This is a genomic window from Agrobacterium salinitolerans (assembly GCF_002008225.1).
Lineage (GTDB): Bacteria > Pseudomonadota > Alphaproteobacteria > Rhizobiales > Rhizobiaceae > Agrobacterium > Agrobacterium salinitolerans.
Map to the genome: position 1 here is coordinate 338,355 of NZ_MRDH01000006.1, position 21,517 is coordinate 359,871.

General features: G+C 59.8%; 21 protein-coding genes and 1 tRNA gene. 12 read left to right on the forward strand and 10 right to left on the reverse strand.

Annotation, left to right across the window (positions count from 1 at the left end; all coding sequences use genetic code 11):
- Nucleotides 1–6: 6 nt before the first annotated feature.
- Genes znuC through zur form a run of 3 tightly spaced genes read left to right on the forward strand, consistent with a single transcriptional unit; the run spans nucleotide 7 to nucleotide 2,148 of the window.
- On the forward strand, nucleotides 7–927 hold the full coding sequence (znuC, locus tag BS627_RS05745) for a zinc ABC transporter ATP-binding protein ZnuC (protein WP_077982276.1): 921 nt from the start codon (nucleotides 7–9) through the stop codon (nucleotides 925–927).
- Entirely contained in the window at nucleotides 920–1,738 is an 819-nt protein-coding gene (gene znuB, locus BS627_RS05750; protein ID WP_077982277.1) for a zinc ABC transporter permease subunit ZnuB, read from the forward strand. The genes znuC and znuB overlap by 8 nt, the downstream gene beginning before the upstream one ends.
- Nucleotides 1,735–2,148 (forward strand): zinc uptake transcriptional repressor Zur, encoded by a 414-nt coding sequence (gene zur, locus BS627_RS05755; protein WP_077982278.1) that lies wholly within the window; start codon nucleotides 1,735–1,737, stop codon nucleotides 2,146–2,148. The genes znuB and zur overlap by 4 nt, the downstream gene beginning before the upstream one ends.
- Nucleotides 2,149–2,184: 36 nt before the next feature.
- Here the strand turns inward: zur and BS627_RS05760 are convergent, their stop codons facing one another.
- Both BS627_RS05760 and BS627_RS05765 read right to left on the reverse strand, forming a co-directional pair.
- Entirely contained in the window at nucleotides 2,185–2,718 is a 534-nt protein-coding gene (locus BS627_RS05760) for a gamma carbonic anhydrase family protein (protein WP_077982279.1), read from the reverse strand.
- A 33-nt stretch (nucleotides 2,719–2,751) separates the two neighbouring features.
- Entirely contained in the window at nucleotides 2,752–3,441 is a 690-nt protein-coding gene (locus tag BS627_RS05765) for a fumarylacetoacetate hydrolase family protein (protein ID WP_077982280.1), read from the reverse strand.
- Nucleotides 3,442–3,579: 138 nt separating this feature from the next.
- On the opposite strand from BS627_RS05765, the gene dusA reads away from it, so the two are divergent.
- The gene (dusA, locus tag BS627_RS05770) at nucleotides 3,580–4,590 is read left to right on the forward strand and encodes a tRNA dihydrouridine(20/20a) synthase DusA (protein ID WP_077982281.1); all 1,011 of its coding nucleotides are present in this window, start codon (nucleotides 3,580–3,582) and stop codon (nucleotides 4,588–4,590) included.
- 6 nt (nucleotides 4,591–4,596) lie between these two features.
- Here dusA and BS627_RS05775 read toward each other — a convergent pair whose 3' ends face one another.
- Together BS627_RS05775 and uvrA are read right to left on the reverse strand one after the other, a co-directional pair.
- Entirely contained in the window at nucleotides 4,597–5,397 is an 801-nt protein-coding gene (locus BS627_RS05775; protein ID WP_077982282.1) for a DUF72 domain-containing protein, read from the reverse strand.
- 56 nt (nucleotides 5,398–5,453) lie between these two features.
- Nucleotides 5,454–8,375 carry an excinuclease ABC subunit UvrA gene (gene uvrA, locus BS627_RS05780; protein WP_077982283.1) on the reverse strand — a complete coding sequence of 974 codons (2,922 nt, stop codon included), beginning with the start codon at nucleotides 8,373–8,375 and terminating at the stop codon, nucleotides 5,454–5,456.
- 264 nt (nucleotides 8,376–8,639) lie between these two features.
- Between uvrA and BS627_RS05785 the strand changes: the two genes are divergently transcribed.
- Complete coding sequence (locus tag BS627_RS05785) at nucleotides 8,640–9,221, forward strand: single-stranded DNA-binding protein (protein WP_165691141.1); 582 nt, start codon at nucleotides 8,640–8,642, stop codon at nucleotides 9,219–9,221.
- A gap of 68 nt (nucleotides 9,222–9,289) precedes the next feature.
- On the opposite strand, the gene BS627_RS05790 is transcribed toward BS627_RS05785, so the two are convergent.
- The gene (locus tag BS627_RS05790; protein WP_077982284.1) at nucleotides 9,290–10,438 is read right to left on the reverse strand and encodes a CBS domain-containing protein; all 1,149 of its coding nucleotides are present in this window, start codon (nucleotides 10,436–10,438) and stop codon (nucleotides 9,290–9,292) included.
- Between the two features lie 132 nt (nucleotides 10,439–10,570).
- The gene (locus BS627_RS05795; RefSeq protein WP_077982285.1) at nucleotides 10,571–11,200 is read right to left on the reverse strand and encodes a MarC family protein; all 630 of its coding nucleotides are present in this window, start codon (nucleotides 11,198–11,200) and stop codon (nucleotides 10,571–10,573) included.
- A 217-nt stretch (nucleotides 11,201–11,417) separates the two neighbouring features.
- On the opposite strand from BS627_RS05795, the gene gyrA reads away from it, so the two are divergent.
- Complete coding sequence (gyrA, locus tag BS627_RS05800) at nucleotides 11,418–14,210, forward strand: DNA gyrase subunit A (RefSeq protein ID WP_077982286.1); 2,793 nt, start codon at nucleotides 11,418–11,420, stop codon at nucleotides 14,208–14,210.
- Nucleotides 14,211–14,307: 97 nt separating this feature from the next.
- Here gyrA and BS627_RS05805 read toward each other — a convergent pair whose 3' ends face one another.
- The 3 genes from BS627_RS05805 to BS627_RS05815 form a co-directional block, all read right to left on the reverse strand.
- Nucleotides 14,308–14,568, reverse strand: coding sequence for a hypothetical protein (locus BS627_RS05805; RefSeq protein WP_077982287.1), 261 nt, complete (start codon nucleotides 14,566–14,568; stop codon nucleotides 14,308–14,310).
- Nucleotides 14,569–14,651: 83 nt separating this feature from the next.
- Nucleotides 14,652–16,145 carry a D-alanyl-D-alanine carboxypeptidase gene (locus BS627_RS05810; protein ID WP_077982288.1) on the reverse strand — a complete coding sequence of 498 codons (1,494 nt, stop codon included), beginning with the start codon at nucleotides 16,143–16,145 and terminating at the stop codon, nucleotides 14,652–14,654.
- A gap of 138 nt (nucleotides 16,146–16,283) precedes the next feature.
- Nucleotides 16,284–17,003: a hypothetical protein gene (locus BS627_RS05815; RefSeq protein WP_077982289.1), complete on the reverse strand. Its 720-nt coding sequence runs from the start codon at nucleotides 17,001–17,003 to the stop codon at nucleotides 16,284–16,286.
- A 137-nt stretch (nucleotides 17,004–17,140) separates the two neighbouring features.
- Here BS627_RS05815 and BS627_RS05820 point away from each other — a divergent pair, with 137 nt between their 5' ends.
- The 4 genes from BS627_RS05820 (at nucleotide 17,141) to BS627_RS05835 (ending at nucleotide 18,317) form a co-directional block, all read left to right on the forward strand.
- Nucleotides 17,141–17,404 carry a hypothetical protein gene (locus BS627_RS05820; protein ID WP_003502742.1) on the forward strand — a complete coding sequence of 88 codons (264 nt, stop codon included), beginning with the start codon at nucleotides 17,141–17,143 and terminating at the stop codon, nucleotides 17,402–17,404.
- Between the two features lie 15 nt (nucleotides 17,405–17,419).
- A complete protein-coding gene (locus BS627_RS05825) occupies nucleotides 17,420–17,647 on the forward strand; it encodes a hypothetical protein (RefSeq protein ID WP_077982290.1) in 228 nt (75 codons plus the stop codon).
- A gap of 328 nt (nucleotides 17,648–17,975) precedes the next feature.
- Nucleotides 17,976–18,140: a hypothetical protein gene (locus tag BS627_RS05830; protein ID WP_077982291.1), complete on the forward strand. Its 165-nt coding sequence runs from the start codon at nucleotides 17,976–17,978 to the stop codon at nucleotides 18,138–18,140.
- A gap of 87 nt (nucleotides 18,141–18,227) precedes the next feature.
- Nucleotides 18,228–18,317, forward strand: a tRNA-Ser gene (locus tag BS627_RS05835).
- Nucleotides 18,318–18,448: 131 nt separating this feature from the next.
- Here the strand turns inward: BS627_RS05835 and BS627_RS05840 are convergent.
- Complete coding sequence (locus BS627_RS05840; RefSeq protein ID WP_077982292.1) at nucleotides 18,449–18,787, reverse strand: hypothetical protein; 339 nt, start codon at nucleotides 18,785–18,787, stop codon at nucleotides 18,449–18,451.
- 318 nt (nucleotides 18,788–19,105) lie between these two features.
- Here BS627_RS05840 and BS627_RS05845 point away from each other — a divergent pair, with 318 nt between their 5' ends.
- A complete protein-coding gene (locus BS627_RS05845; RefSeq protein ID WP_089153218.1) occupies nucleotides 19,106–20,194 on the forward strand; it encodes a septal ring lytic transglycosylase RlpA family protein in 1,089 nt (362 codons plus the stop codon).
- 75 nt (nucleotides 20,195–20,269) lie between these two features.
- Entirely contained in the window at nucleotides 20,270–21,442 is a 1,173-nt protein-coding gene (locus tag BS627_RS05850) for a D-alanyl-D-alanine carboxypeptidase family protein (protein ID WP_077982293.1), read from the forward strand.
- Nucleotides 21,443–21,517: the final 75 nt, after the last annotated feature.

Sequence of the window (21,517 nt, forward strand, 5' to 3'; positions counted from 1 at the left end):
AATGCCATGCTTCATTCCGCCCGTAAGGGTAACGATACACTGGTTTCCCTTGCCAATGCCGGCGTGCAGCGCAACGGCCGATGGCTGGTGCGCGGCGTGGAGTTTTCCGTCAGCAAAGGCGAGATCGTCACGCTGATCGGCCCGAACGGTTCCGGCAAGTCAACGAGCGCGAAAATGGCAATCGGTGTGGTGAAGCCGACTGAGGGCGAGGTCTCGCGCATTGCCGGTCTGAGGGTCGGTTATGTGCCGCAGAAGCTTTCGGTTGATTGGACCATGCCGCTTTCGGTGCGCCGGCTGATGACGCTGACCGGGCCGCTGCCAGCCCGTGAAATCGACGCGGCGCTGAATGCGACTGGTATTGCGCATCTTGCCAATGCCGAGGTCCAGCACCTTTCCGGCGGCGAGTTCCAGCGCGCGCTTCTGGCTCGCGCCATCGCCCGCAAGCCCGATCTGCTGGTTCTTGACGAGCCCGTGCAGGGTGTTGATTTCTCCGGCGAGATAGCTCTCTATGATCTGATAAAAAATATCAGAAATTCAAATAATTGCGGAATTCTGTTAATCTCCCATGACCTGCATGTGGTGATGGCGGAAACCGATACCGTGATATGCCTGAACGGCCATGTCTGCTGCCGGGGCACGCCGCAGGCTGTGAGCCAGAGCCCGGAATATATGCGACTGTTCGGTGGCGCCGCGGCCAAGGCGCTTGCCGTCTACAGCCACCATCACGATCATACCCATTTGCCCGATGGCCGGGTGCAGCATGCGGATGGTTCGGTGACCGATCATTGCCACCCGGAGGATGGGCACCACCATATGCATGACCATGGCCACCATCACGACAACCATGACGAATGCGGCTGCGGCCATGAGCATGAACATGGGGGCCATACGCCTTCCAGTGAGCGACAGGGAGACCGCCATGTTTGACGATTTCTTCGTTCGCGCCATGGTCGCCGGTATCGGTGTTGCGCTGACTGCCGGTCCTCTCGGCTGTTTCGTCGTCTGGCGTCGCATGGCCTATTTCGGCGATACAATGGCCCATTCGGCGCTGCTCGGCGTCGCGCTGTCGCTGCTGTTGCAACTCAACCTCATCGTCAGCGTCTTTATGGTGGCGTCGGCCGTGTCGATCCTGCTTCTCTTCTTGCAACGGCGGCAGGCGCTTTCCTCCGATGCCTTGCTTGGCATCCTGTCCCATTCCGCGCTGGCGATCGGCCTTGTCATCGTCGCCTTCATGAGCTGGGTGCGCATCGATCTCGTCTCGTTTCTGTTCGGCGATATTCTTGCCGTCACCCGCAGCGATATCGCCCTGATATGGGGCGGCGGGCTGGTGGTCGTCATCTCCATGGTGTTCCTGTGGCGGTCGCTGCTTGCCTCCACCGTCAATACGGAGCTGGCCGAGGCCGAGGGGTTGAACCCGGAGCGTGCAAAGCTGATCTTTACGCTGTTGATGGCGCTGGTGATCGCCATTGCCATGAAGGTGGTCGGCATCATGCTCATCACCTCGCTGCTCATCATACCGGCCGCGACCGCCAGACGCTTTTCCGGCACGCCTGAGGTGATGGCGGTGGTGGCTTCGCTGATCGGTGCGGTCGCCGTTGTCGGCGGCCTGTTCGGCTCGCTGACCTATGATACACCGTCCGGCCCATCCATCGTGGTTGCCGCGGTGATCCTCTTCGTTATAAGCCTGTTGCCGGCGCCGGGTTTTTCCCGCGACGCGGAAGAAGGAGGCAGATCATGAATGCTCAGACCCAGCAGAACCTCACCAAGAACCAGTCGCTGGTCATGAATGCCCTCTCAAACGCGCATCAGCCGCTGAGCGCCTATATGATCCTCGACAAGCTGCGCGACGAGGGGTTTCGTGCGCCGCTGCAGGTTTACCGGGCGCTGGAAAAGCTGGTGGAATTTGGTCTCGTGCACCGGCTCGAGAGCCTCAACGCCTTTGTCGCCTGCACCCATACGCAGGCAGAGTGCTGCTCGCAGCACCATGGCACGGTGGCTTTCGCCATCTGCGAGTCCTGCGGACAGGTGACGGAATTCCACGATCACGAAATCGACCACCGTCTCGAGCGCTGGGTGAAGGACAGCAAGTTCAAGGCGGAAAAGACCACCATTGAAATTCGGGGCCTCTGCGCCGCCTGCTCGGCTTAATCTCACGACGGGGCGGGCGTAGGCGCCCGCCGTTTCCTATCCCTCGATGATCGCCAGATCCTTCGAAAAACGTTTCCAGTTTTCGATGTATTTCTCCGCCGAGCGGCGAAGCCCCGCGACGGTGTCATCATCCAGCGTCCGGATGGCGCGCGCCGGCGAGCCGACAATCAGGGAATTGTCCGGAAATTCCTTGCCCTCCGTCACCAGCGCATTGGCGCCGACGAGGCAGTTGCGGCCGATCTTCGCACCATTCAGGATCGTCGCGCCCATGCCGATGAGCGAATTGTCGCCAATGGTGCAGCCATGAACGATGGCATGGTGGCCGATGGTGCACATTTCGCCGATGACGGCGGGAAAACCGGGGTCGCTATGCACCATCACGCCTTCCTGAATATTGGTGCCGCGCCCGATGCTGATCGGCTCGTTATCGCCGCGCAGCGTCGCGCCGAACCAGATGCCGACATCCTCGCCGAGCGTCACCGAACCGATGACATTGGCGTCGGGCGCTACCCAGTAGCGATCAGCCGCAGGGGTTTGTGGCACCCGGTCGGCGAGGCGGTAAAGCGGCATGGCGGTGTCCTTCCCTTTTGTTTTTTACGGCCTTTAGGCAACCGTCACGGCAAGCGTGCCGACACCCTCGACGCCGCATTCGATGCGGTCGCCGCGCACGATCGGGCCGACGCCGGCCGGCGTGCCGGTCATGATGACGTCACCGGCGGCAAGCGTGAACAGCTTGGAGAGCTCGGCAATCACTTCCGGCACCTTCCAGATCATCTGGGCAAGGTCGCCCGTCTGCTTGCGTTCGCCATTGACGTCGAGCCAGATCGCGCCGGTGGCGGGATGGCCGATCCTGTCTGCGGGAACGATGGGGGAGACCGGTGCGGAATATTCGAAGGCCTTCGCGCCTTCCCAGGAGCGGCCCATCTTCTTCAGGCCGTCCTGCAGGTCGCGGCGGGTCATGTCGATACCGACCGCGTAACCCCAGACATGGTCCAGTGCCGAGGACGCCGGGATATCGGCGCCGCCGCCTTTCAGAACCACGACACATTCGACTTCGTAATGTACGTTCGATGACAGCGGCGGGTAGGGGAAGTCCTCACCGGCTGGCAACAGATTGTCCGGGTTCTTCTGGAAATAAAAGGGCGGCTCGCGCGAGGGATCGTGGCCCATCTCAATGGCGTGATCGGCATAATTGCGGCCGACGCAATAGACCCGCCGTACGGGAAACAGGTCGCCCGTGCCTTCAACGGGCAGGAGAACGGGTTTGGGAGCGGGGATGACGGTGGCGGCCATGTGGATTTCCTGTCGTCTTTTTTGAGTGCAATTCTTGTCCCGCGATTCCGGGGCGATTTCCAGTTCAAAATGACCCTGCCTGCAAAACTGGCTTTTTACGGTCCTTTGTTGTAGAAGCCGGCGCAAAGAGGTTAATCCATGTACAGACAAGCGCTTGCAAGCGGCGAAAAAATCTTCGCCGTGGCCCCCATGATCGATTGGACCGATACGAGGTGCAGATTTCTGCACCGGCAATTGTCGAAGCGCGCGCTGCTTTATACCGAAATGATCGTCGCCGACGCCATCATCCATGGTCAGCGTGAGAGGTTGCTCGGTTATCATCCTCAGGAGCATCCCGTGGCCTTGCAGCTCGGCGGTTCTGATCCCGCCAAGCTTGCCGAGGCGGTGCGGATTGCCGGCGATTACGGTTATGACGAAATCAACCTCAATGTCGGCTGTCCTTCGGACCGCGTGCAATCCGGCACCTTCGGCGCCTGCCTGATGCGTGAGCCTGACGTCGTTGCGCAATGTATTTCCGAGATGAAGGCCGTTGCTGCTGTGCCCGTCACGGTCAAATGCCGGATCGGCGTTGATGACCAGGAGCCCGAAACCGTCTTGCCGGATTTTCTGGCGCGGGTGGTTGCTGCCGGTGCGGATGCGGTCTGGGTTCATGCGCGCAAGGCCTGGCTTCAGGGGCTTTCGCCGAAGGAAAACCGCGAGGTGCCGCCGCTTGATTATGATCTCGTCTATCGCATGAAGCGGGAGAACCCTCACGTCTTTATCGGTATCAATGGCGGTATCGCTGATCTGGATCAGGCGAGCAGGCATCTCCAACATATGGATGGCGCGATGCTCGGCCGCGCCGCTTATCACAACACGTCTATTCTTGCCGATGTCGACCATCGCATCTATGGCGAAGAGGCTCGCCAGCCGGACTGGATGGCGCTGCGAGATGCGATGATGGCCTATGCCGCCGACTATATCGCCGCAGGCGGACGTCTCAACCACGTCACCCGCCACATGGTCGGACTGTTTCAGGGCATGCCTGGCGCGCGTCGTTTTCGGCAAATCCTTTCCAGCGACGCCACTCGTCCGGGGGCAGGGCCGGAGGTGATCGAGGCCGCTTTTGCGACAATCGATTTCAGCCCGACGAAAGAAATGGTGGGCTGAAAGCGCTCAGACCGCTTTTTGCAGTTCCTGCGCACCCACGGGTGCATTGACCTTGCCGCCGGTGATGAAGAAGGCGAAGACGTCACGCGGGGTCTTTTCGACCGACCGCTCAGGCGCAATCAGCGGCAGATCGTCAGGCACGCCGCCCGCCGCATAGGTCTTGACCCGTTTGGCCCAGTCGCTGATCCCGGTCTGCGGATAACAGGTCTTGATATCGTCCTCGCCCTTCTGCAGGCGGCAATAAACGAAATCGGCGGTCACGTCAGGCAGCATCGGATAGTCATGATGATCGGCGCAGACGACCGCGACCTTGTGTTTGGCGATGAGATCGATGAATTCCGGCACCTGGAATGTCTCGTTGCGGACCTCCACCACATGCCGCAGGGAGATACCGTCCTGTTTTTCCGGCAACAGCGCCAGAAACGCACCGAAATCATCCGCATCGAATTTCTTCGTGGGCGCAAACTGCCAGAGGATCGGGCCGAGGTGGGCGCCGAGTTCCGTCAACCCTTGAGTCAAAAACTTCGTCATGGATTCACCGGCCTCGGCCAGAACCCTGCGATTGGTGACGAAGCGGCTTGCCTTCAGCGAGAAGACGAAATCCTCCGGCACTTCGGAAGCCCATTTGGCGAAGGTCTCCGGCTTCTGGCTGCTGTAATAGGTGCCGTTCACCTCAATGGCGGTAAGCTGCCGGCTGGCGTGCTCCAGCTGGCGCTTCTTCGGCAATTTTTCGGGATAAAACGTGCCTTCCCAGCGCTCGAAGGTCCAGCCGCCGATACCGGTGCGAATCGTGCCTGATGTCGACATGTGTTATTTCTCCTCCGGCCTTCGGCCTTTCGTACCCTTGCGACGAAAGCTGCGGATTACTCCGCAGCCTCCCGTTTTCCGGCTGGCCGGCGCTCCAGAAGCTCCTTCAGGAAATGACCGGTATAGGAACGCTCGACCTTCACAATGTCCTCCGGCGTGCCAGTCGCCACCACTTCGCCGCCGCCCGTGCCGCCTTCAGGCCCGATATCGATGATCCAGTCCGCCGTCTTGATGACTTCGAGATTGTGCTCGATCACCACGACGGAATTGCCCTGTTCGACCAACGCATGCAGCATTTCCAGCAGCTTGTTGACATCGTGGAAATGCAGGCCGGTCGTCGGCTCGTCGAGAATATAGAGCGTGCGGCCCGTCGAGCGCTTTGACAGTTCCTTGGCGAGCTTGACGCGCTGCGCCTCGCCGCCGGAGAGCGTATTGGCCTGCTGGCCGACCTTGATGTAACCGAGGCCGACATCAAACAGCGATTGCAGCTTGTCGCGCACCGCCGGAACCGCCGCGAAGAACTCCACACCTTCCTCGACCGTCATGTCCAGCACATCGGCGATGGACTTACCCTTGAAGGTGACATCCAGCGTCTCGCGATTGTAGCGCTTGCCGTGGCAGACGTCGCAGGTGACGTAGACGTCGGGCAGGAAGTGCATCTCGATCTTGATGACGCCATCGCCCTGGCAGGCCTCGCATCGTCCGCCCTTGACGTTGAAGGAGAAGCGGCCGGGCGCATAACCGCGCGCTTTTGCTTCCGGCAGGCCGGCGAACCAGTCGCGGATCGGCGTGAAGGCGCCGGTATAGGTGGCCGGGTTGGAACGCGGCGTGCGGCCAATGGGCGACTGGTCGATATCGATCACCTTGTCGATGAATTCGAAACCGTCGATGCGGTCGTGTTCGGCCGGGATTTCGCGCGCACCCATCACCCGGCGCGCCGCCGATTTATAAAGCGTCTCGATCAGGAAGGTGGACTTGCCGCCGCCAGATACGCCGGTTACGGCGGTGAAGACGCCAAGCGGCACAGCTGCGGTGACATTCTTCAGATTGTTGCCGCGTGCACCGAACACCTTGATCTCGCGGCCCTTCTTGGGCTTGCGGCGCTCAGCCGGCACGGCAACGCCGAGTTCGCCGGAGAGATATTTGCCGGTCAGCGATTTTGGATTGGCCATCACCTCCTGCGGCGAACCTTCGGCAATGACCTGGCCGCCGTGGATACCGGCCGCCGGGCCAATGTCGACCACATAATCCGCCGTCAGAATGGCATCTTCGTCGTGTTCGACCACGATGACGGTATTGCCGATATCGCGCAGATGTTTCAGCGTATCGAGCAGGCGGGCATTGTCGCGCTGATGCAGTCCGATCGAGGGTTCGTCGAGAACATAGAGAACGCCTGTCAGGCCCGAGCCGATCTGCGAGGCCAGACGGATACGCTGGCTTTCACCGCCGGAAAGCGTGCCTGAATTGCGCGACAGGCTGAGATAATCCAGCCCGACATCGTTGAGGAAGCGCAGCCGTTCGCGGATTTCCTTGAGGATACGCACCGCGATTTCGTTCTGCTTGGCGTTGAGGTTTTCCGGCAGCACCTCAAACCAGTCGCGCGCCGTACGGATCGACATTTCGGTAACTTCACCGATGTGCAGCTTGTTGATCTTGACGGCGAGCGCTTCCGGCTTCAGGCGATAACCGGCGCAGGCCGGGCAGGGGGCCGCCGACATGTAACGTTCGATTTCCTCGCGCGCCCAGGCGCTGTCCGTCTCTTTCCAGCGACGTTCCAGATTGGGCACGATGCCTTCGAAATTCTTCACCGTCTTGTAGGAGCGGGCGCCGTCCTGATAGTTGAATTCGATCTTGTCATCGGTGCCCTGCAGGATGGCGTGCTGCGCTTCTTTCGACAGGTCCGACCATTTGCTCGACAGCTTGAAGCCGAAAGTCTTGCCGAGCGCTTCCAGTGTCTGGTTGTAATAGGGTGAGGAGGATTTGGCCCAGGGCGCTATCGCGCCGTCGCGCAGCGTACGGGCCGGCTCCGGTACGATGAGGTTTTCATCGACCTTCTGCTGCGAGCCGAGACCGTCGCAGCTGGGACAAGCGCCGAAGGGATTGTTGAAGGAGAACAGCCGCGGCTCGATTTCCGGAATGGTGAAACCGGAAACAGGGCAGGCGAATTTTTCCGAAAACAGCACCCGTTCATGGGTCTCGTTAAGCGACTTGTTGGCGGAGCCACCGGCGGCGGTCTCTTCGGGCGGCAGAGGCTTGTCGGCGAATTCGGCAATTGCCAGCCCGTCGGCAAGCTTGAGGCAGGTTTCGAGACTGTCGGCGAGGCGCGCGGCCATATCCGGGCGCACGACGGCACGGTCCACCACCACGTCGATATCGTGCTTGTATTTCTTGTCGAGGGCAGGAACGTCGGCGATCTCGTAGAACTGGCCATCCACCTTGACGCGCTGGAAGCCCTTTTTCATCAGCTCGGCGAGTTCTTTCTTGTACTCGCCTTTGCGGCCGCGCACGATCGGCGCAAGAATATAAAGACGCGTGCCTTCCTCGAAAGCGAGGATACGGTCGACCATCTGGCTGACCGTCTGACTTTCGATCGGCAGGCCGGTCGCAGGCGAATAGGGCACACCGACACGCGCGAACAGCAGGCGCATATAGTCGTAAATCTCGGTGACGGTGCCAACCGTGGAGCGTGGATTGCGCGACGTGGTCTTCTGCTCGATGGAGATTGCCGGTGACAGACCGTCGATCTGGTCGACATCCGGCTTCTGCATCATTTCCAGGAACTGGCGCGCATAGGCCGAAAGGCTTTCGACATAACGGCGCTGGCCCTCGGCATAGATCGTGTCGAAGGCAAGCGACGACTTGCCCGAGCCGGAAAGCCCGGTCATGACGATCAGCTTGTTGCGCGGCAGATCCAGATCGATGCCCTTGAGATTATGCTCGCGGGCGCCACGGATGGAAATCGTCTTCAGTTCACTCATGACAGGGCTCGGACAAAAATAACAGGCTTGATGGCAGCGCGTCCTTATGTAGTGACGCAGCCGGAGGTGTCGAGGTCTATTTCCTATCGGTCGCAGCTTTTCGGAATGCTTGACTCGAAATCTGCGATTTAATAGAACAAAAAAGGAACGAATTGCAAGCGCGAATGTCTGCTCCCGCAGCTTAAGATTATTCTTTGTGGATAGTTCCCCGGCTGCGGTGCCCTTTGTGGGCGGCGGCGGTTATTGTGTGGCGAATTTTTTGAAATGCAATTGCCGGTCATGATGGCCGGCGGACAGGATGACGAGATGGCTGGTAGCGTAAACAAGGTAATTCTGATCGGAAACGTGGGCGCCGATCCCGAAATCCGCCGGATGCAGGATGGCCGCCCCATCGCCAATCTGCGCATTGCCACTTCGGAGACCTGGCGGGACCGTAACAGCGGCGAGCGCCGCGAGAAGACCGAATGGCACACCGTCGTCGTCTTCAACGAAGGCCTGTGCAAGGTGGTCGAGCAATATGTCAAGAAGGGCGCCAAGCTCTATATTGAAGGCCAGTTGCAGACGCGCAAATGGCAGGACCAGACCGGTAACGACCGTTACTCCACCGAAATCGTGCTTCAGGGCTTCAACTCTACGCTGACCATGCTTGACGGTCGCGGCGAAGGCGGCGGCCGTAGCGGCGGTGGAGATTTTGGCGGCGGCAACGATTATGGCAGCGGCGGCGGCTCCAGCTATGGCGGCGGTTACGACCAGCAGTCCTCGTCGCGCGGCGGCTCTTCCCGTAGCGGCGGCGGGCAACCTTCAGGCGGCTTCTCCAACGACATGGATGACGATATCCCGTTCTGAGCGGAAGCTCGCAGATTGTGGAAGGCGGGCGTAGCAAGGCTGCTGCCCGCCTTTAATTTTAGATCGGCTCAGGCCGCCACCTTGTCCGCCAGCATCGCAACCATGACATCCGATTGCGACACGATGCCCACCATCTTTCCCTTGGCGTCGATAACCGGCAGGTAATGTAGACCTTCCTCCGCAAAACGGATGATGGCCTCCTCGATCGAGGTTTCAGGCTGCACGGTTTTTACCGGGGAGGTCATGATGTCCTTGACGGTATCGTTGGGGGCGCTTGCGCCTGATAGAATCCGGCGCAGCCGCTGCAGGAAGCCAATGGAGGGGCGACCGTTTCTCCAGCTTGCCTTCTCCAGGAAATCGGTCTGGGTAACGATGCCGAGGATTTCGGCCTTATCATTGGTGACGGGCAGTGCCTTGAAATGGTGGCTGCGCATCAACGCATGGGCGTGGCGCAGGCTGTCATCGGGGGCGACACCGATCACATCCCGCGACATGACACTGGCGCAATCGAGATGCAGCGCGCGGCGGCGGTAAGAGCGCAGTTCGGTCTTGCGCAGGATGGCTTCGAGCTCGTCCCGGTCAATATCGAGAAACTCGTCATATTCCTTCAGCACCTCATCGAGATCGCTGGAGGAAAAGCCGATTTTCTGGATAGGGGTGGGATCGGTAGTGCCATGGGCGGCCTTTCCAGACTTCAGGCCGTGGGGATAAGTGCGGCCGGTGGCATTGTTATAGACGAGCGCGAGTGCCAGAAGGATCAGTGAGTTTCCGGCGACCGGCCAGAGCAGGAAGTCATAACCGAGGCTGTGTACGGCGGGGCCGCCGAGAACGGCCGTCAACGCGACGGCACCGCTTGGCGGATGCAGGCAGCGCAGCGCCATCATGGCGGCAATGGCAAGGCTGACGGCGAGCGCGCTGGCGAGGAATGGATCCGGCACCAGTAGCGCTGCGGTTACACCCACGAAAGCCGATACGAGATTGCCGCACAGGATCGACCAGGGTTGCGCCAGCGGGCTGGAGGGCACGGCGAATAAAAGCACGGCCGAGGCGCCCATCGGTGCGATCATGGCGGGCAGGGTGGGATCGAAACGCAGAGCCAAACTGCCGAGAAGCCCAGTCAGCAGAATGCCTAAAAAGGCGCCGCTTGCGGAGCGCAGCCTTTCCCTGTTGCTGACGGGGGCGGCATCCGGGATGAGGCGGCGCAGCGTGGAGCGCATGAGAACAACTTTCGAGACCGGAAAAGATGCGCGTCTTTTAGCCGAAATGCCGGCCGGATTTAAAGCGCGGATTTTCCGGAGTTATAACCGCATACGGGATTTTGTTGCGCGGACATGGGATCGCACCGAAGATCAGAAATCAAAGGCCGATTTTATGCCGTCGACCACGAATTGCACTGATAGTGCCGCCAGCAGCACGCCGAGCAGCCGGGTGAGGATCGCACGGCCGGTATTGCCGAGAAAGCGGTCCATGCGTTCCGAGACGATCAGGGCTACATAAACGAGGGCCATGGCGAAAGCGAGGATCAGGATGAGCACCACCATCTCGACCGTGGTCTTCATCGATCCGGCTAGCAGCACGGTGGCTGAAATCGCGCCCGGCCCGGCGATCAGTGGCAGCGCCAGCGGAAAGACCGCCAGATTGTGAAGCTGGTCCCTGGTGATGGCGATTTCGGAAGTCTTTTCCTTGCGCTCCTGGCGTTTTTCGAAAATCATCTCGAAGGAAATCCAGAACAGCAGAAGGCCGCCGGCGATGCGGAAGGCGCCGAGCGAGATGCCGAGAAGATTGAGGATCGCGAGGCCGAAAAGCGCGAAGACGGCGAGAATGCCGAAGGCGATGATGGAGCCGCGCAGCGCCACCTGGCTGCGCTGGTCGCGCGTCATGCCGACGGTGAGCGCCAGGAAAACGGGGGCGAGACCCGGTGGATCGAGTGTGACCAGAAGTGTGGTGAGCGCATTGATGAGCGTTTCGCTGCTGGCCATTCTTTCCCCGCTTATTGCCTTTTTGCATATGACCCTACGCAAGTCGTGGCTGCTTTGAAAGGGAACGGACCCACTTTTGCCGGGCTAAATCGTGAAAAGCGGCGTTCGTCTTGCAAATGACGCAAAAGCCTGTTCAAAACTCGCCGGGAAATTGGCTTAACGTTGCTGTTTCCGCTATAAAAATCCATCCGATTCTTAACAGAGAATGTGATCCGTTTTGACTGACCAGAGCCCCCCCGGCGGCGGAAAACTTCCGCCAGGCATTGAACCGATTTCCATCATGGAGGAAATGCAGCGGTCGTATCTCGATTACGCCATGAGCGTTATCGTGTCCCGCGCGCTTCCCGATGTGCGAGACGGCCTGAAGCCGGTCCATCGTCGTATCCTCTACGGCATGTCCGAACTCGGCATCGACTGGAACAAAAAATACGTCAAATGCGCCCGCGTTACCGGGGACGTGATGGGTAAATTCCATCCGCACGGCAATTCGGCGATCTACGACGCTTTGGCGCGCATGGCGCAGGACTGGTCGCTCCGCCTGCCGTTGATCGACGGGCAGGGCAATTTCGGCTCCATCGACGGCGATCCCCCGGCGGCAGAACGTTATACCGAATGCCGTCTGGACAAGGCCGCGCATTCGCTGCTCGACGATCTCGACAAGGAAACGGTCGATTTCCGCGATAACTATGACGGCACATTGCAAGAGCCAGTCGTCATTCCGGCCAAGTTCCCGAACCTTCTGGTCAACGGGGCAGGCGGCATCGCCGTCGGCATGGCCACTAATATTCCGCCGCACAATCTTTCTGAGGTTATCGACGGCTGTATCGCTCTCATCGAAAATCCGGCGATCGAGCTGCCGGAACTGATGCAGATCATTCCTGGCCCGGATTTCCCGACCGGCGCGCTGATCATGGGCCGGTCCGGCATCCGCTCGGCTTACGAGACGGGTCGCGGATCGGTCATCATGCGCGGCCGCGCCACCATCGAACCGATGCGCGGCGACCGCGAGCAGATCATCATCACCGAGGTTCCCTATCAGGTGAACAAGGCGTCGATGATCGAAAAGATGGCCGAACTGGTCAAGGAAAAGCGCATCGAGGGCATTTCCGACCTGCGCGACGAGTCCGACCGCCAGGGCTACCGCGTCGTCGTCGAGCTGAAGCGCGATGCCAATGCCGATGTCATCCTGAACCAGCTTTACCGTTACACGCCGCTGCAGACCTCCTTCGGCTGCAACATGGTGGCGCTGAACGGCGGCAAGCCGGAGCAGATGACACTGCTCGACATGCTGCGCGCTTTCGTTTCGTTCCGCGAGGATGTCGTCAGCCGCCGCACCAAATATCTGCTGCGCAAGGCGCGCGAGCGCGCGCATGTGTTGGTCGGTCTGGCGATTGCGGTCGCCAATATCGACGAGGTCATCCGCGTCATTCGCCATGCGCCCGATCCCGCTTCGGCCCGCGAAGAGCTGATGACGCGGCGCTGGCCGGCGCAGGATGTGGAAAGCCTGATCCGTCTGATCGACGATCCGCGCCACCGCATCAATGAAGACGGCACCTACAATCTCTCCGAAGAGCAGGCGCGCGCCATTCTCGAACTTCGCCTTGCCCGCCTCACAGCGCTCGGCCGCGATGAAATCGGCGACGAACTGAACAAGATCGGCGCTGAAATATCCGAATATCTGGAAATTCTGTCGTCGCGCCTGCGCATCCAGCAGATCGTCAAGGACGAGCTTGTCGCCGTCCGTGATGAGTTCGGCACGCCGCGCCGTTCCGAGATTGTCGAGGGCGGCCCAGATATGGACGATGAAGACCTCATCGCCCGCGAGGACATGGTCGTCACCGTTTCGCATCTCGGCTACATCAAGCGCGTGCCGCTGACCACGTATCGGGCGCAGCGTCGCGGCGGCAAGGGTCGTTCCGGCATGGCGACGCGCGACGAGGATTTCGTCAACCGTCTCTTCGTTGCCAATACCCATACGCCTGTCCTGTTCTTCTCCTCGCGTGGAATCGTCTACAAGGAAAAGGTCTGGCGTCTGCCGATCGGCACGCCGCAGTCCAAGGGCAAGGCCCTCATCAACATGCTGCCGCTGGAGCCCGGCGAGCGCATCACCACCATCATGCCGTTGCCCGAGGACGAAACGACCTGGGAAACGCTGGATGTAATGTTCTCGACGACGCGTGGCACGGTTCGCCGCAACAAGCTCGGCGATTTCGTACAGGTCAACCGCAATGGCAAGATCGCCATGAAGCTGGACGAGGAGGGCGATGAAATCCTCTCCGTCGAAACCTGTACGGACCGCGACGACGTGTTGCTGACGACCGCGCTCGGCCAGTGCATCCGCTTCCCCGTGGACGATGTGCGCGTCTTTGCCGGCCGCAACTCCGTCGGTGTGCGCGGCATCAACATGGCCGAGGGCGACCGCATCATCTCCATGACCATTGTGGGCCATGTGGAAGCTGAACCGTGGGAGCGCGCGGCCTATCTGAAGCGTTCGGCTACCGAGCGGCGTGCCGCAGGCGTTGATGAGGACGATATTGCGCTCGTCGGCGAGGAAGTTACAGAAGAGGGTGAACTCAGCGAAGAGCGTTATCAGGAACTGAAGGCGCGCGAAGAATTCGTGCTGACGGTTTCCGTGAAGGGCTTCGGCAAGCGTTCCTCTTCTTACGACTTCCGCACCTCGGGTCGCGGCGGCAAGGGCATCCGCGCCACCGATACGGCAAAGACCAACGAGATCGGCGAACTCGTCGCTGCCTTCCCGGTGGAGGAGGGCGACCAGATCATGCTGGTTTCCGATGGCGGTCAGCTCATCCGCGTTCCGGTCAACGGAATCCGCATCGCCAGCCGCGCCACCAAGGGCGTGACTATTTTCTCGACCGCCAAGGATGAGAAGGTGGTTTCCGTGGAGCGTATCAACGAGCCGGAAGGCGACGACGAAGCAGAAAACGGCAATGGCGAAGACGCCGCCGCCGATCTGCCTGATACGCTGGAGGCGCCGGAAAGCGAGGCGTAAGCCGCCTCGTTATCTTCGGTTACCAATCAAGAAAAACCCCGCGGCGCTCAGGCTCCGCGGGGTTTTTTGCTTGCGTCTTGTCGACTGCGTTTGATTTTCAGCGGATCCGAATATGCACCGGTGCGCGGCCCGAGCGGCTTGCGACATGAAGGTGGATGTTTGCTTCCGGCTGATTGGAGCGCCAGGCGCGGGCGCCATGCGACAGAAGCAGCGCCACGAGATCGCGCGTCTTCGCCTTGGAACGGTTAAGACCGAGATCGGCGATACGCATCGCCGCCTCGTGAATGGGATGCAGAACCGACAGGTTGCCATGCCCGTTGCCAGACGCAATGTCCGAATAATTCTCGTTGACTGCCATCTTGGAAAGCCTCGCTACACATTACAAATTTCGAGGAGACAGGCGATGTTTCGAGCGTGAACCACCGCCTGCGAAAACGTCTGTTACTGGAGTGACGCCCAGCAGCTGACGCCTTTCTTTTTCAATGCATTGCATGCATTCACCGCGGCGTTCTGGCCATCGAAGCCGCCGAAACGGGCGCGGTAGATCTGGGAGCCGTCCTTGTTGAAGGCAACCGTGAAGGGCTTTGCGGAGCGCAGCGCCGCACCGCCTTTTTCCTGCGCGTTGTGCAACAGGCCGCGCGCGGAGTTCTCGTCGGGAGATGCTCCGATCTGGATCACCCAGCTTCCCTGCGGAATTTCCGACCTGGCCGAAACTGAAGGGGCGGAGACGACAGGTGTCGTAGTGGACGCGGTGACGATATTATCCACCTTGGTCGAGTTGGTGATCAGCTTACGGTCCGGCGCGGAAGGCGCACGAGCAATCGGGTCCTTGCCCTTCTGCCAGGTTGCGGCTTCCATTGCCTTGACGGCCGCATTGGAAGAGGAGCCTGCAAAAGCGGTGACCGGCGCTTCCTCGTAACGGGCCTGCGGGACTGGACCGGAACTGGGCAGGCCGGCTGCCGTTGCAGCAACCGGCACGGAAGGAACGGCAGCGGCTACGGCGGCAGGCTCCTCGACCGGTGCGGAGCGGGTTTGCGCGATCAGGTTGCTGTTGCCGCCACGCGATGCCTGCGGCAGGTATGTTGCGACAAGCTTGCGCATGGTGGCGTCACGGGCAGCGCTGGAGCGACCGCCGAGAACGACGGCGACGATGGAACGTCCGTCAAGCTGAGCCGATGTGGCAAGGTTGCTGCCGGCTGCACGGGTATAACCGGTCTTGATGCCATCCACACCCTTCACGGTTCCGACAAGGCGGTTATGGTTGCCGATAACCTGCTTGCCGAAGTTGAAGGTACGGGTGGAGAAGTAGCCGTAATATTGCGGGAAATGCTGGCGAAGCGCGATACCGAGACGGGCCTGGTCGCGTGCCGTTGTCATCTGCGCCGTGTTGGGCAGGCCGTTGGCGTTGCGATAGGTCGTGCGGGTCATGCCGAGCGCCCGGGCCTTGGCGGTCATCATTCTGGCGAAACGGTCTTCCGAGCCGCCGAGATATTCGCCGAGCGCGGTTGCCATGTCATTTGCGGACCGGGTGACCAGTGCAAGGATGGCCTGTTCCACGGTGATGCTGCCGCCGGCGCGTACGCCGAGCTTGGACGGCGGCTCCTTGGCGGCGTTGGCTGACACCGGCACCTTCGAATCGAGCGAGATACGTCCGGTATTGAGCGCCTCGAATGTCAGATAAAGCGTCATCATCTTTGTCAGCGACGCCGGATAACGCAGCCCGTCCGGATCCTCGCCATAAAGAACCTTGCCGGTCTTGGCATCGACGACGATGCCCGCATATTTCGGATCGGCCTTTGCGGTTTGAACGGATGTTGCGGTTATGAACGCCGCAGCAAGGGTTAACGCAATAAACCTCACAAAAGACGTCGCACCCGCTTTGCGCGAATGTGCCCCGGATAGACTTTTCAACACTGCTGAACTCTTCAATCGCATATTTCTGTTCCGCTCGGACACGCCCCGCCCGATGCTCCGAGACAAAACTTTATCGGGTTGGCGTTACCAAGTGGTTTATGAAAGGTATCCGCCTTCCATAAAATGCGACTTTTCGCACCCAATCTGTGCCGTGCTGTTTCACCGATTTCCGTCTTTTACGAGGCGGCGCTCGATATAGTTTTTCACCTCCGCATCCAGCTTTTGCCATTGGGGCAGCAGGGCGGAGGAGAAACGGTAGAACAGGCTGAGGTCCTGTCCGGCGTGAATATCCCTCTGACAATCGCTGCCGGTGGCCGCCTGCGGCGTTTGCGGCAGCAGGCAGCGCACCACATAAACGCTTTTGCCATCGCGATCGCCGGTCAATATGACTTCCTTGCCATAGCCGGAATCGGTCCGCAGACGGTGCAGCAGCAGGCCGTGCTTCAACGGCATCGGCTCTCCCTCCGTCAGCCGCGAATAGATCGGCCCGAAACGACCGGACATGTCCTCGGACATGGTGCTTTGTGAAAGCTGGATGAAAATCAGACCTGCCGCCTGCGCGGGATCGTCGAAAACGGCGCGATTCGCTTCCTCATACCCCTTGAGATCAGGCCAGCTTAGATAAAGGTCGACGCGCTCCCGTTCTCCACCGAGGCGCTCGGAAGGCGCCCGCAGGGTGTTTTTGGCAAGCTTCAGCCGGTCGTTGCCGATGACGATCTCGACCTCTTCGGTGTCCGTCGTCTGGCCGGCCTGAAGAATCCGCTCGCCATACCATTTGATGCCGACATTTAGGACGCCGAGAAAGACGAGCAGAATTGCGGCGATAAGGACGGACCGCAGGACGAGTGATGATGACAGCAGAGGTTTCTGGTCGTTCATGGGCTTCCATATTCATTCCGGCCGCCGGATGCGTTTCCCGCCGGGAAATAGCCGTGCAAAGCTTTAACCCGAGGCGATCGGCATTGAAATGATGTTTTGCCGCTGCTACCTGATAACAACCAAGCAAAGGACGGCATATGGCAGCGCGCGACAGATATTCCCGGAAGCTCGAATGTTCCAAATGTGGTCATCAGGGTTTTGCCGAAGCGTCGGAATCGGATGACAAGAGCCGCCGGGACGTCGATTTTCGCATCGATGAAATGCCGCGCGGATTTCGCGCGGAGCGCGTCTCGGGCGATCCGACGGATTTCATGATCCGCTGCGCCCAGTGCGGCAATATATTCCGTTTCTTGCAGAAAACCGCCTATGCGCCCGGAGGCGAGCCGCGCGTGAAGGCCTGAAGGAAAGGTGCCGGCATGACCTTACCACAACAACCGAACGGAGCGCCGCAAAGGCGCAAGCCGATCTGGCCGTGGATCGTGCTGCTGGTGCTGACGCTCTCGGCCATCTATTCCTATAATCGCGCCAACGAAATCATCACCGAGTTGTCCGATAGCTTGCCGCCGGCGCTGCTAAATCTGTTCGAGGATATTCTTCGAGGTGACGGCCGGCACGGCAATGGCGGGCCGAGCATCGGCGTCTGAGACGATGGCGGTTATCGGCCGCTGGCCTTTCGGTCACGCTTCTTTTTTTGTGGTCATAATAGAAAAAAAGCCCCGCAAAGAGGCGGGGCAGGTTGATCGCTCGGGGAAAGTTGGGCAATGCCCGGGAGCGATGGCCTGATATAAATGACAATAGTGCTGACGCGATAGGCCATTTCCGTCTCAAACAGTACGCCTATGCATAAATTTCACCCAATTCGCGGATTTTTGAACGATAAGTTCGCCGAATCTGTAAGACAACTTGACAGACTTTCACTTTGTTCTTTGCGTTGCCCAGAATTGCACATATTCGGCTTTAAGATAACGTGACATGAGCAAACGCATGGATAAATCGGGAATCCTCTTTGTGGCGCTTTTGCTGGCGCTTGTGGCAATCGTTTTAAGCCTGACGCTATTCGATACGGCTCAGCAGGCGCCGTCGATACCTTCAGGTGACGGATCCCTGTTGCCGCCGGCAACGACACCGGGGCAATGATCTGCCAACCACGAAAGAAGAGCGACGCCGCTCGACCGGTCGGGATTGACGACCTTTTTCAAACCGCTATAAAGCCTCACCACCGATGGATGGGTGTCCGAGTGGTTTAAGGAACCGGTCTTGAAAACCGGCGTGCGTGAGAGCGTACCGTGGGTTCGAATCCCACCCCATCTGCCATCAAGCTTTAAAATCATTCGAACAATGCTGCGGTGAGGGATGCTTCGACCCCGCTTCCTGGCTTTGGAATGGCTGGAAAACAGCGCGAGCGGGAATCCCGCTGTGCAGCGGGTTCCATTTTGTCGATGCAATCATATTTCCGGGCAGCCCCGCTCATTGGCGAAGGTGATGCGATCCGGTCCCCGGCGCGTGAAGCCTTCTACGACGACACGACCCGGGGTGACGCGCACGACCTCGGGATCGCGCAGGCCGGCGTCACGGGCGGCGGCGCGGGCTTCGCGTTCGCTACAGCCGCGCATGCGGGGCGGGCCGCGGCGGTCTACGTCCCGGTCACGATCGCGGATGATGGGGCGAACGCCGTCGGGGCCAATTCTGAGTTCCATGTCCTGCGCACCTGCGGGGATCGGCGCGGCGAAGGATACCAAGGCGATGACCATTGCCAGAGCTACAGTTTTCATTGGCTTGATCATGTTTCCTCCCTCAGCCGAAACCGGCGGAAAGCTCGTTTCTTTGCGGGGAGAGAACGCGGTTGCCCTCCGTTTGTTCCTTGCGGATGCAGTGAGCGGGAGATGTTGAGGCGGGTAAATCCGGCCCGATGGGTGGGCTCAAAAGATAGAAATCATTAACCACGTTCGTTACAATTTTATCGAATTTGCAGCAGTCGTTCGCATTTTCGCCACGTTATGCACAAGATTAAGCGACTGTTAGGTGCTTCGATGGCAGGGGCAAATAATCGAGGCAAGTGAGGGTGCGGTTCTCCGAGCCAATAGCAGCGTGGGGCAGACGATTTGAATTCTAGGGTCAAGAAACTCGGCATCAACGCCAGGTCGGGCGTGAAGTGGCTTGCCATTTCCGTGCTTTGCGCCGCAACCGCATCGTGTTCCACGACATCCGAGACCAAGCCTAAGCCCAAGCGCAGCAAGGAATATTTTTCCGAATCCGAATATGGCGTCAAAGCCAGTCCGCGTGTGGCCGATGGCAAGGCCATTCCCAAGGGCGGCGGGCGCGAGCTGATCGGCAATGCCTATACCGTCAAGGGCCGCCGTTATTTCCCCAAGGAAGAACCGGGTTACAACAAGACCGGCCTTGCCTCCTGGTATGGTTCCGCCTTCCATGGTCGCCTGACCGCCAATGGCGAAGTCTACGACAAAGAACATCTTTCTGCCGCACATCCGACATTTCCCCTGCCGAGCTACGCGCGCGTTACCAATATGGACAATGGCGCGTCGGTTCTGGTGCGCGTCAACGATCGCGGACCGTTCCATGAAGGCCGCCTGATCGACGTTTCAAGCAAGACGGCCGATCTTCTCGACATGAAGACCACTGGCACGGCCAATGTGCGGGTACAATACGCCGGACGTGCGCCGCTCGATGGTCACGACATGCCTTATCTGATGGCATCTTATATTCCGAAGGGTTCTCGCTCACCGGGTGTGGCGCCGGAAGGGCAGATCGCGACAGGCGTGATGGTGGCTTCAGCCTCGCCGAATTTCGTTCCGGCTCCGGCGTCCAACCCGAATTATGGCGGCTCGACCCAGACAGCGCTTGTCGGCTCCAGGAAGAATGCAGCGCTGCAGGCCATGCCGCTGGTCAATGGTTCGGCACCGGCTTTCGAACAGTTCGCGATCCTGCCGGAAATCGGTCCTTTCCTGGCCGAACGTCCGGAAGGCAATTTCATGCGTGAACCGGCGGCGCCCGGCGGCAATTATCTGCGTGTGCCGACGCCTTCCTCCAAATTTGCGGCGGCCTATTCCGAAGAATCGGCTACGGTCTCCAGGACCGCGAGCGCCTTCGACAGCGTGCTCGTCGACCGTGGCGCACTTAACGAGCAATCGATACTCGCCCATGTGAAACGTCAGCAGGCGAAGTCGCGCTGACGAATTGAAGGATACGGCCGGCCTTTTGCCTTTGTCGCGGGCAGCCGGTTACGGCAGGCAGGACTGGGCGGTTTCATGCGCAAGGCCATTCATCGCTCCTATTGTTCGCTCCTGGCAGCGGCAGCGTTTGCGCTTTTCAGTGCAAGCCCGGCACAATCGCAGACCGGCCCCTTCATCGCCAAGGCGGAACAGGCCTATATGATCGATGCCGAAACAGGCACGGTGCTTCTTTCGCAAAATGAGGATCAGCCTTTTCCGCCCGCATCGCTCGCCAAGCTGATGACGGTGGAAGTGGTGCTGGATGCGCTGTCAAAGGGGCAGGTGACGGCAGAGACGGCTTATCCCGTCTCGGAATATGCCTGGCGCACGGGCGGCGCGCCTTCACGCACCTCGACGATGTTCGCGGCGCTGAAATCCTCGGTCAGCATCAACGATCTCTTGACCGGGATCATCGTTCAGAACGCCAATGACGGCTGTATCGTCGTCGCCGAAGGCATGGCAGGTTCGGATGCCGCTTTCGCCAAACGCATGACGGTGAGGGCGGACGAACTGGGCATGAGCCGCAGCACCTTTACCAATTCGACCGGGCTTCCCGACCCCGGCAACCGGACGAGTGCGAGGGATATGGTGCGCCTTGCCCAGCATCTGCATGACACCTATCCCGACCGTTACGGGCTTTTTACCAAGCCGGATTTCGAATGGAACCGGATTTTCCAGCGCAACAAGAATACGCTCCTGATGCCCGGTAGCGGTATCGACGGTCTCGGTCTCGGTTTTGCGGAAGGCAGCGGTTTTGCGGCTGTCGTTTCGGCCGAGCGGGGAGGCCGCCGGGTCTATCTGGCGCTTGGCGGCATCGCGGACGACAAGACGCGGCAGGAAGAGGCCCGCCGGGTGGTGGACTGGGGCCTGACCGCCTTTGAAAAACGCCATCTCTTCAGCAGGGACGAAGCCGTCGGGTCTGTCAGCGTTTATGGCGGCGATGTTTCGCATATCGATCTTTCGCCGAAGGAAGATGTGAGCGTGCTTGTGCCGGTCAATAATCCGGACCGTATTTCTGGCCGGATCGTCTATCGCTGGCCCCTGAATGCGCCGCTGGACGTCGGTGCAAATGCCGGAACGCTTAAGATTTTCTCGGGCGAGCGCCTGTTGCGGGAAGTGCCGCTTTACACGAAGGCGGCGGTCGGCAAGGGGTCGCTCACCCAGAATGCGACAGGCGCGCTGAAGGAACTGCTGCTGTTCTGGCTCTGAAAGCCTGTTGCACGGGCGGCCTTGTTCCTATGCTTTTGTTCAGGCATCGGATTTTCTGAAAAGCGCTTCACACTT

Coding starts and splice junctions, on each gene's coding strand:
- BS627_RS05810 (WP_077982288.1), bottom strand. CDS start 16,145: ATGCGATTGAAGAGTTCAGCAGTGTTGAAAAGTCTATCCGGGGCACAT.
- zur (WP_077982278.1), top strand. CDS start 1,735: ATGAATGCTCAGACCCAGCAGAACCTCACCAAGAACCAGTCGCTGGTC.
- BS627_RS05760 (WP_077982279.1), bottom strand. CDS start 2,718: ATGCCGCTTTACCGCCTCGCCGACCGGGTGCCACAAACCCCTGCGGCT.
- BS627_RS05790 (WP_077982284.1), bottom strand. CDS start 10,438: ATGCGCTCCACGCTGCGCCGCCTCATCCCGGATGCCGCCCCCGTCAGC.
- BS627_RS05795 (WP_077982285.1), bottom strand. CDS start 11,200: ATGGCCAGCAGCGAAACGCTCATCAATGCGCTCACCACACTTCTGGTC.
- znuB (WP_077982277.1), top strand. CDS start 920: ATGTTTGACGATTTCTTCGTTCGCGCCATGGTCGCCGGTATCGGTGTT.
- BS627_RS05805 (WP_077982287.1), bottom strand. CDS start 14,568: ATGGCAGTCAACGAGAATTATTCGGACATTGCGTCTGGCAACGGGCAT.
- uvrA (WP_077982283.1), bottom strand. CDS start 8,375: ATGAGTGAACTGAAGACGATTTCCATCCGTGGCGCCCGCGAGCATAAT.
- znuC (WP_077982276.1), top strand. CDS start 7: ATGCTTCATTCCGCCCGTAAGGGTAACGATACACTGGTTTCCCTTGCC.
- BS627_RS05765 (WP_077982280.1), bottom strand. CDS start 3,441: ATGGCCGCCACCGTCATCCCCGCTCCCAAACCCGTTCTCCTGCCCGTT.
- BS627_RS05850 (WP_077982293.1), top strand. CDS start 20,270: ATGCGCAAGGCCATTCATCGCTCCTATTGTTCGCTCCTGGCAGCGGCA.
- BS627_RS05830 (WP_077982291.1), top strand. CDS start 17,976: ATGAGCAAACGCATGGATAAATCGGGAATCCTCTTTGTGGCGCTTTTG.
- BS627_RS05775 (WP_077982282.1), bottom strand. CDS start 5,397: ATGTCGACATCAGGCACGATTCGCACCGGTATCGGCGGCTGGACCTTC.
- BS627_RS05785 (WP_165691141.1), top strand. CDS start 8,640: ATGCAATTGCCGGTCATGATGGCCGGCGGACAGGATGACGAGATGGCT.
- BS627_RS05840 (WP_077982292.1), bottom strand. CDS start 18,787: ATGATCAAGCCAATGAAAACTGTAGCTCTGGCAATGGTCATCGCCTTG.
- dusA (WP_077982281.1), top strand. CDS start 3,580: ATGTACAGACAAGCGCTTGCAAGCGGCGAAAAAATCTTCGCCGTGGCC.
- BS627_RS05820 (WP_003502742.1), top strand. CDS start 17,141: ATGGCAGCGCGCGACAGATATTCCCGGAAGCTCGAATGTTCCAAATGT.
- BS627_RS05825 (WP_077982290.1), top strand. CDS start 17,420: ATGACCTTACCACAACAACCGAACGGAGCGCCGCAAAGGCGCAAGCCG.
- BS627_RS05815 (WP_077982289.1), bottom strand. CDS start 17,003: ATGAACGACCAGAAACCTCTGCTGTCATCATCACTCGTCCTGCGGTCC.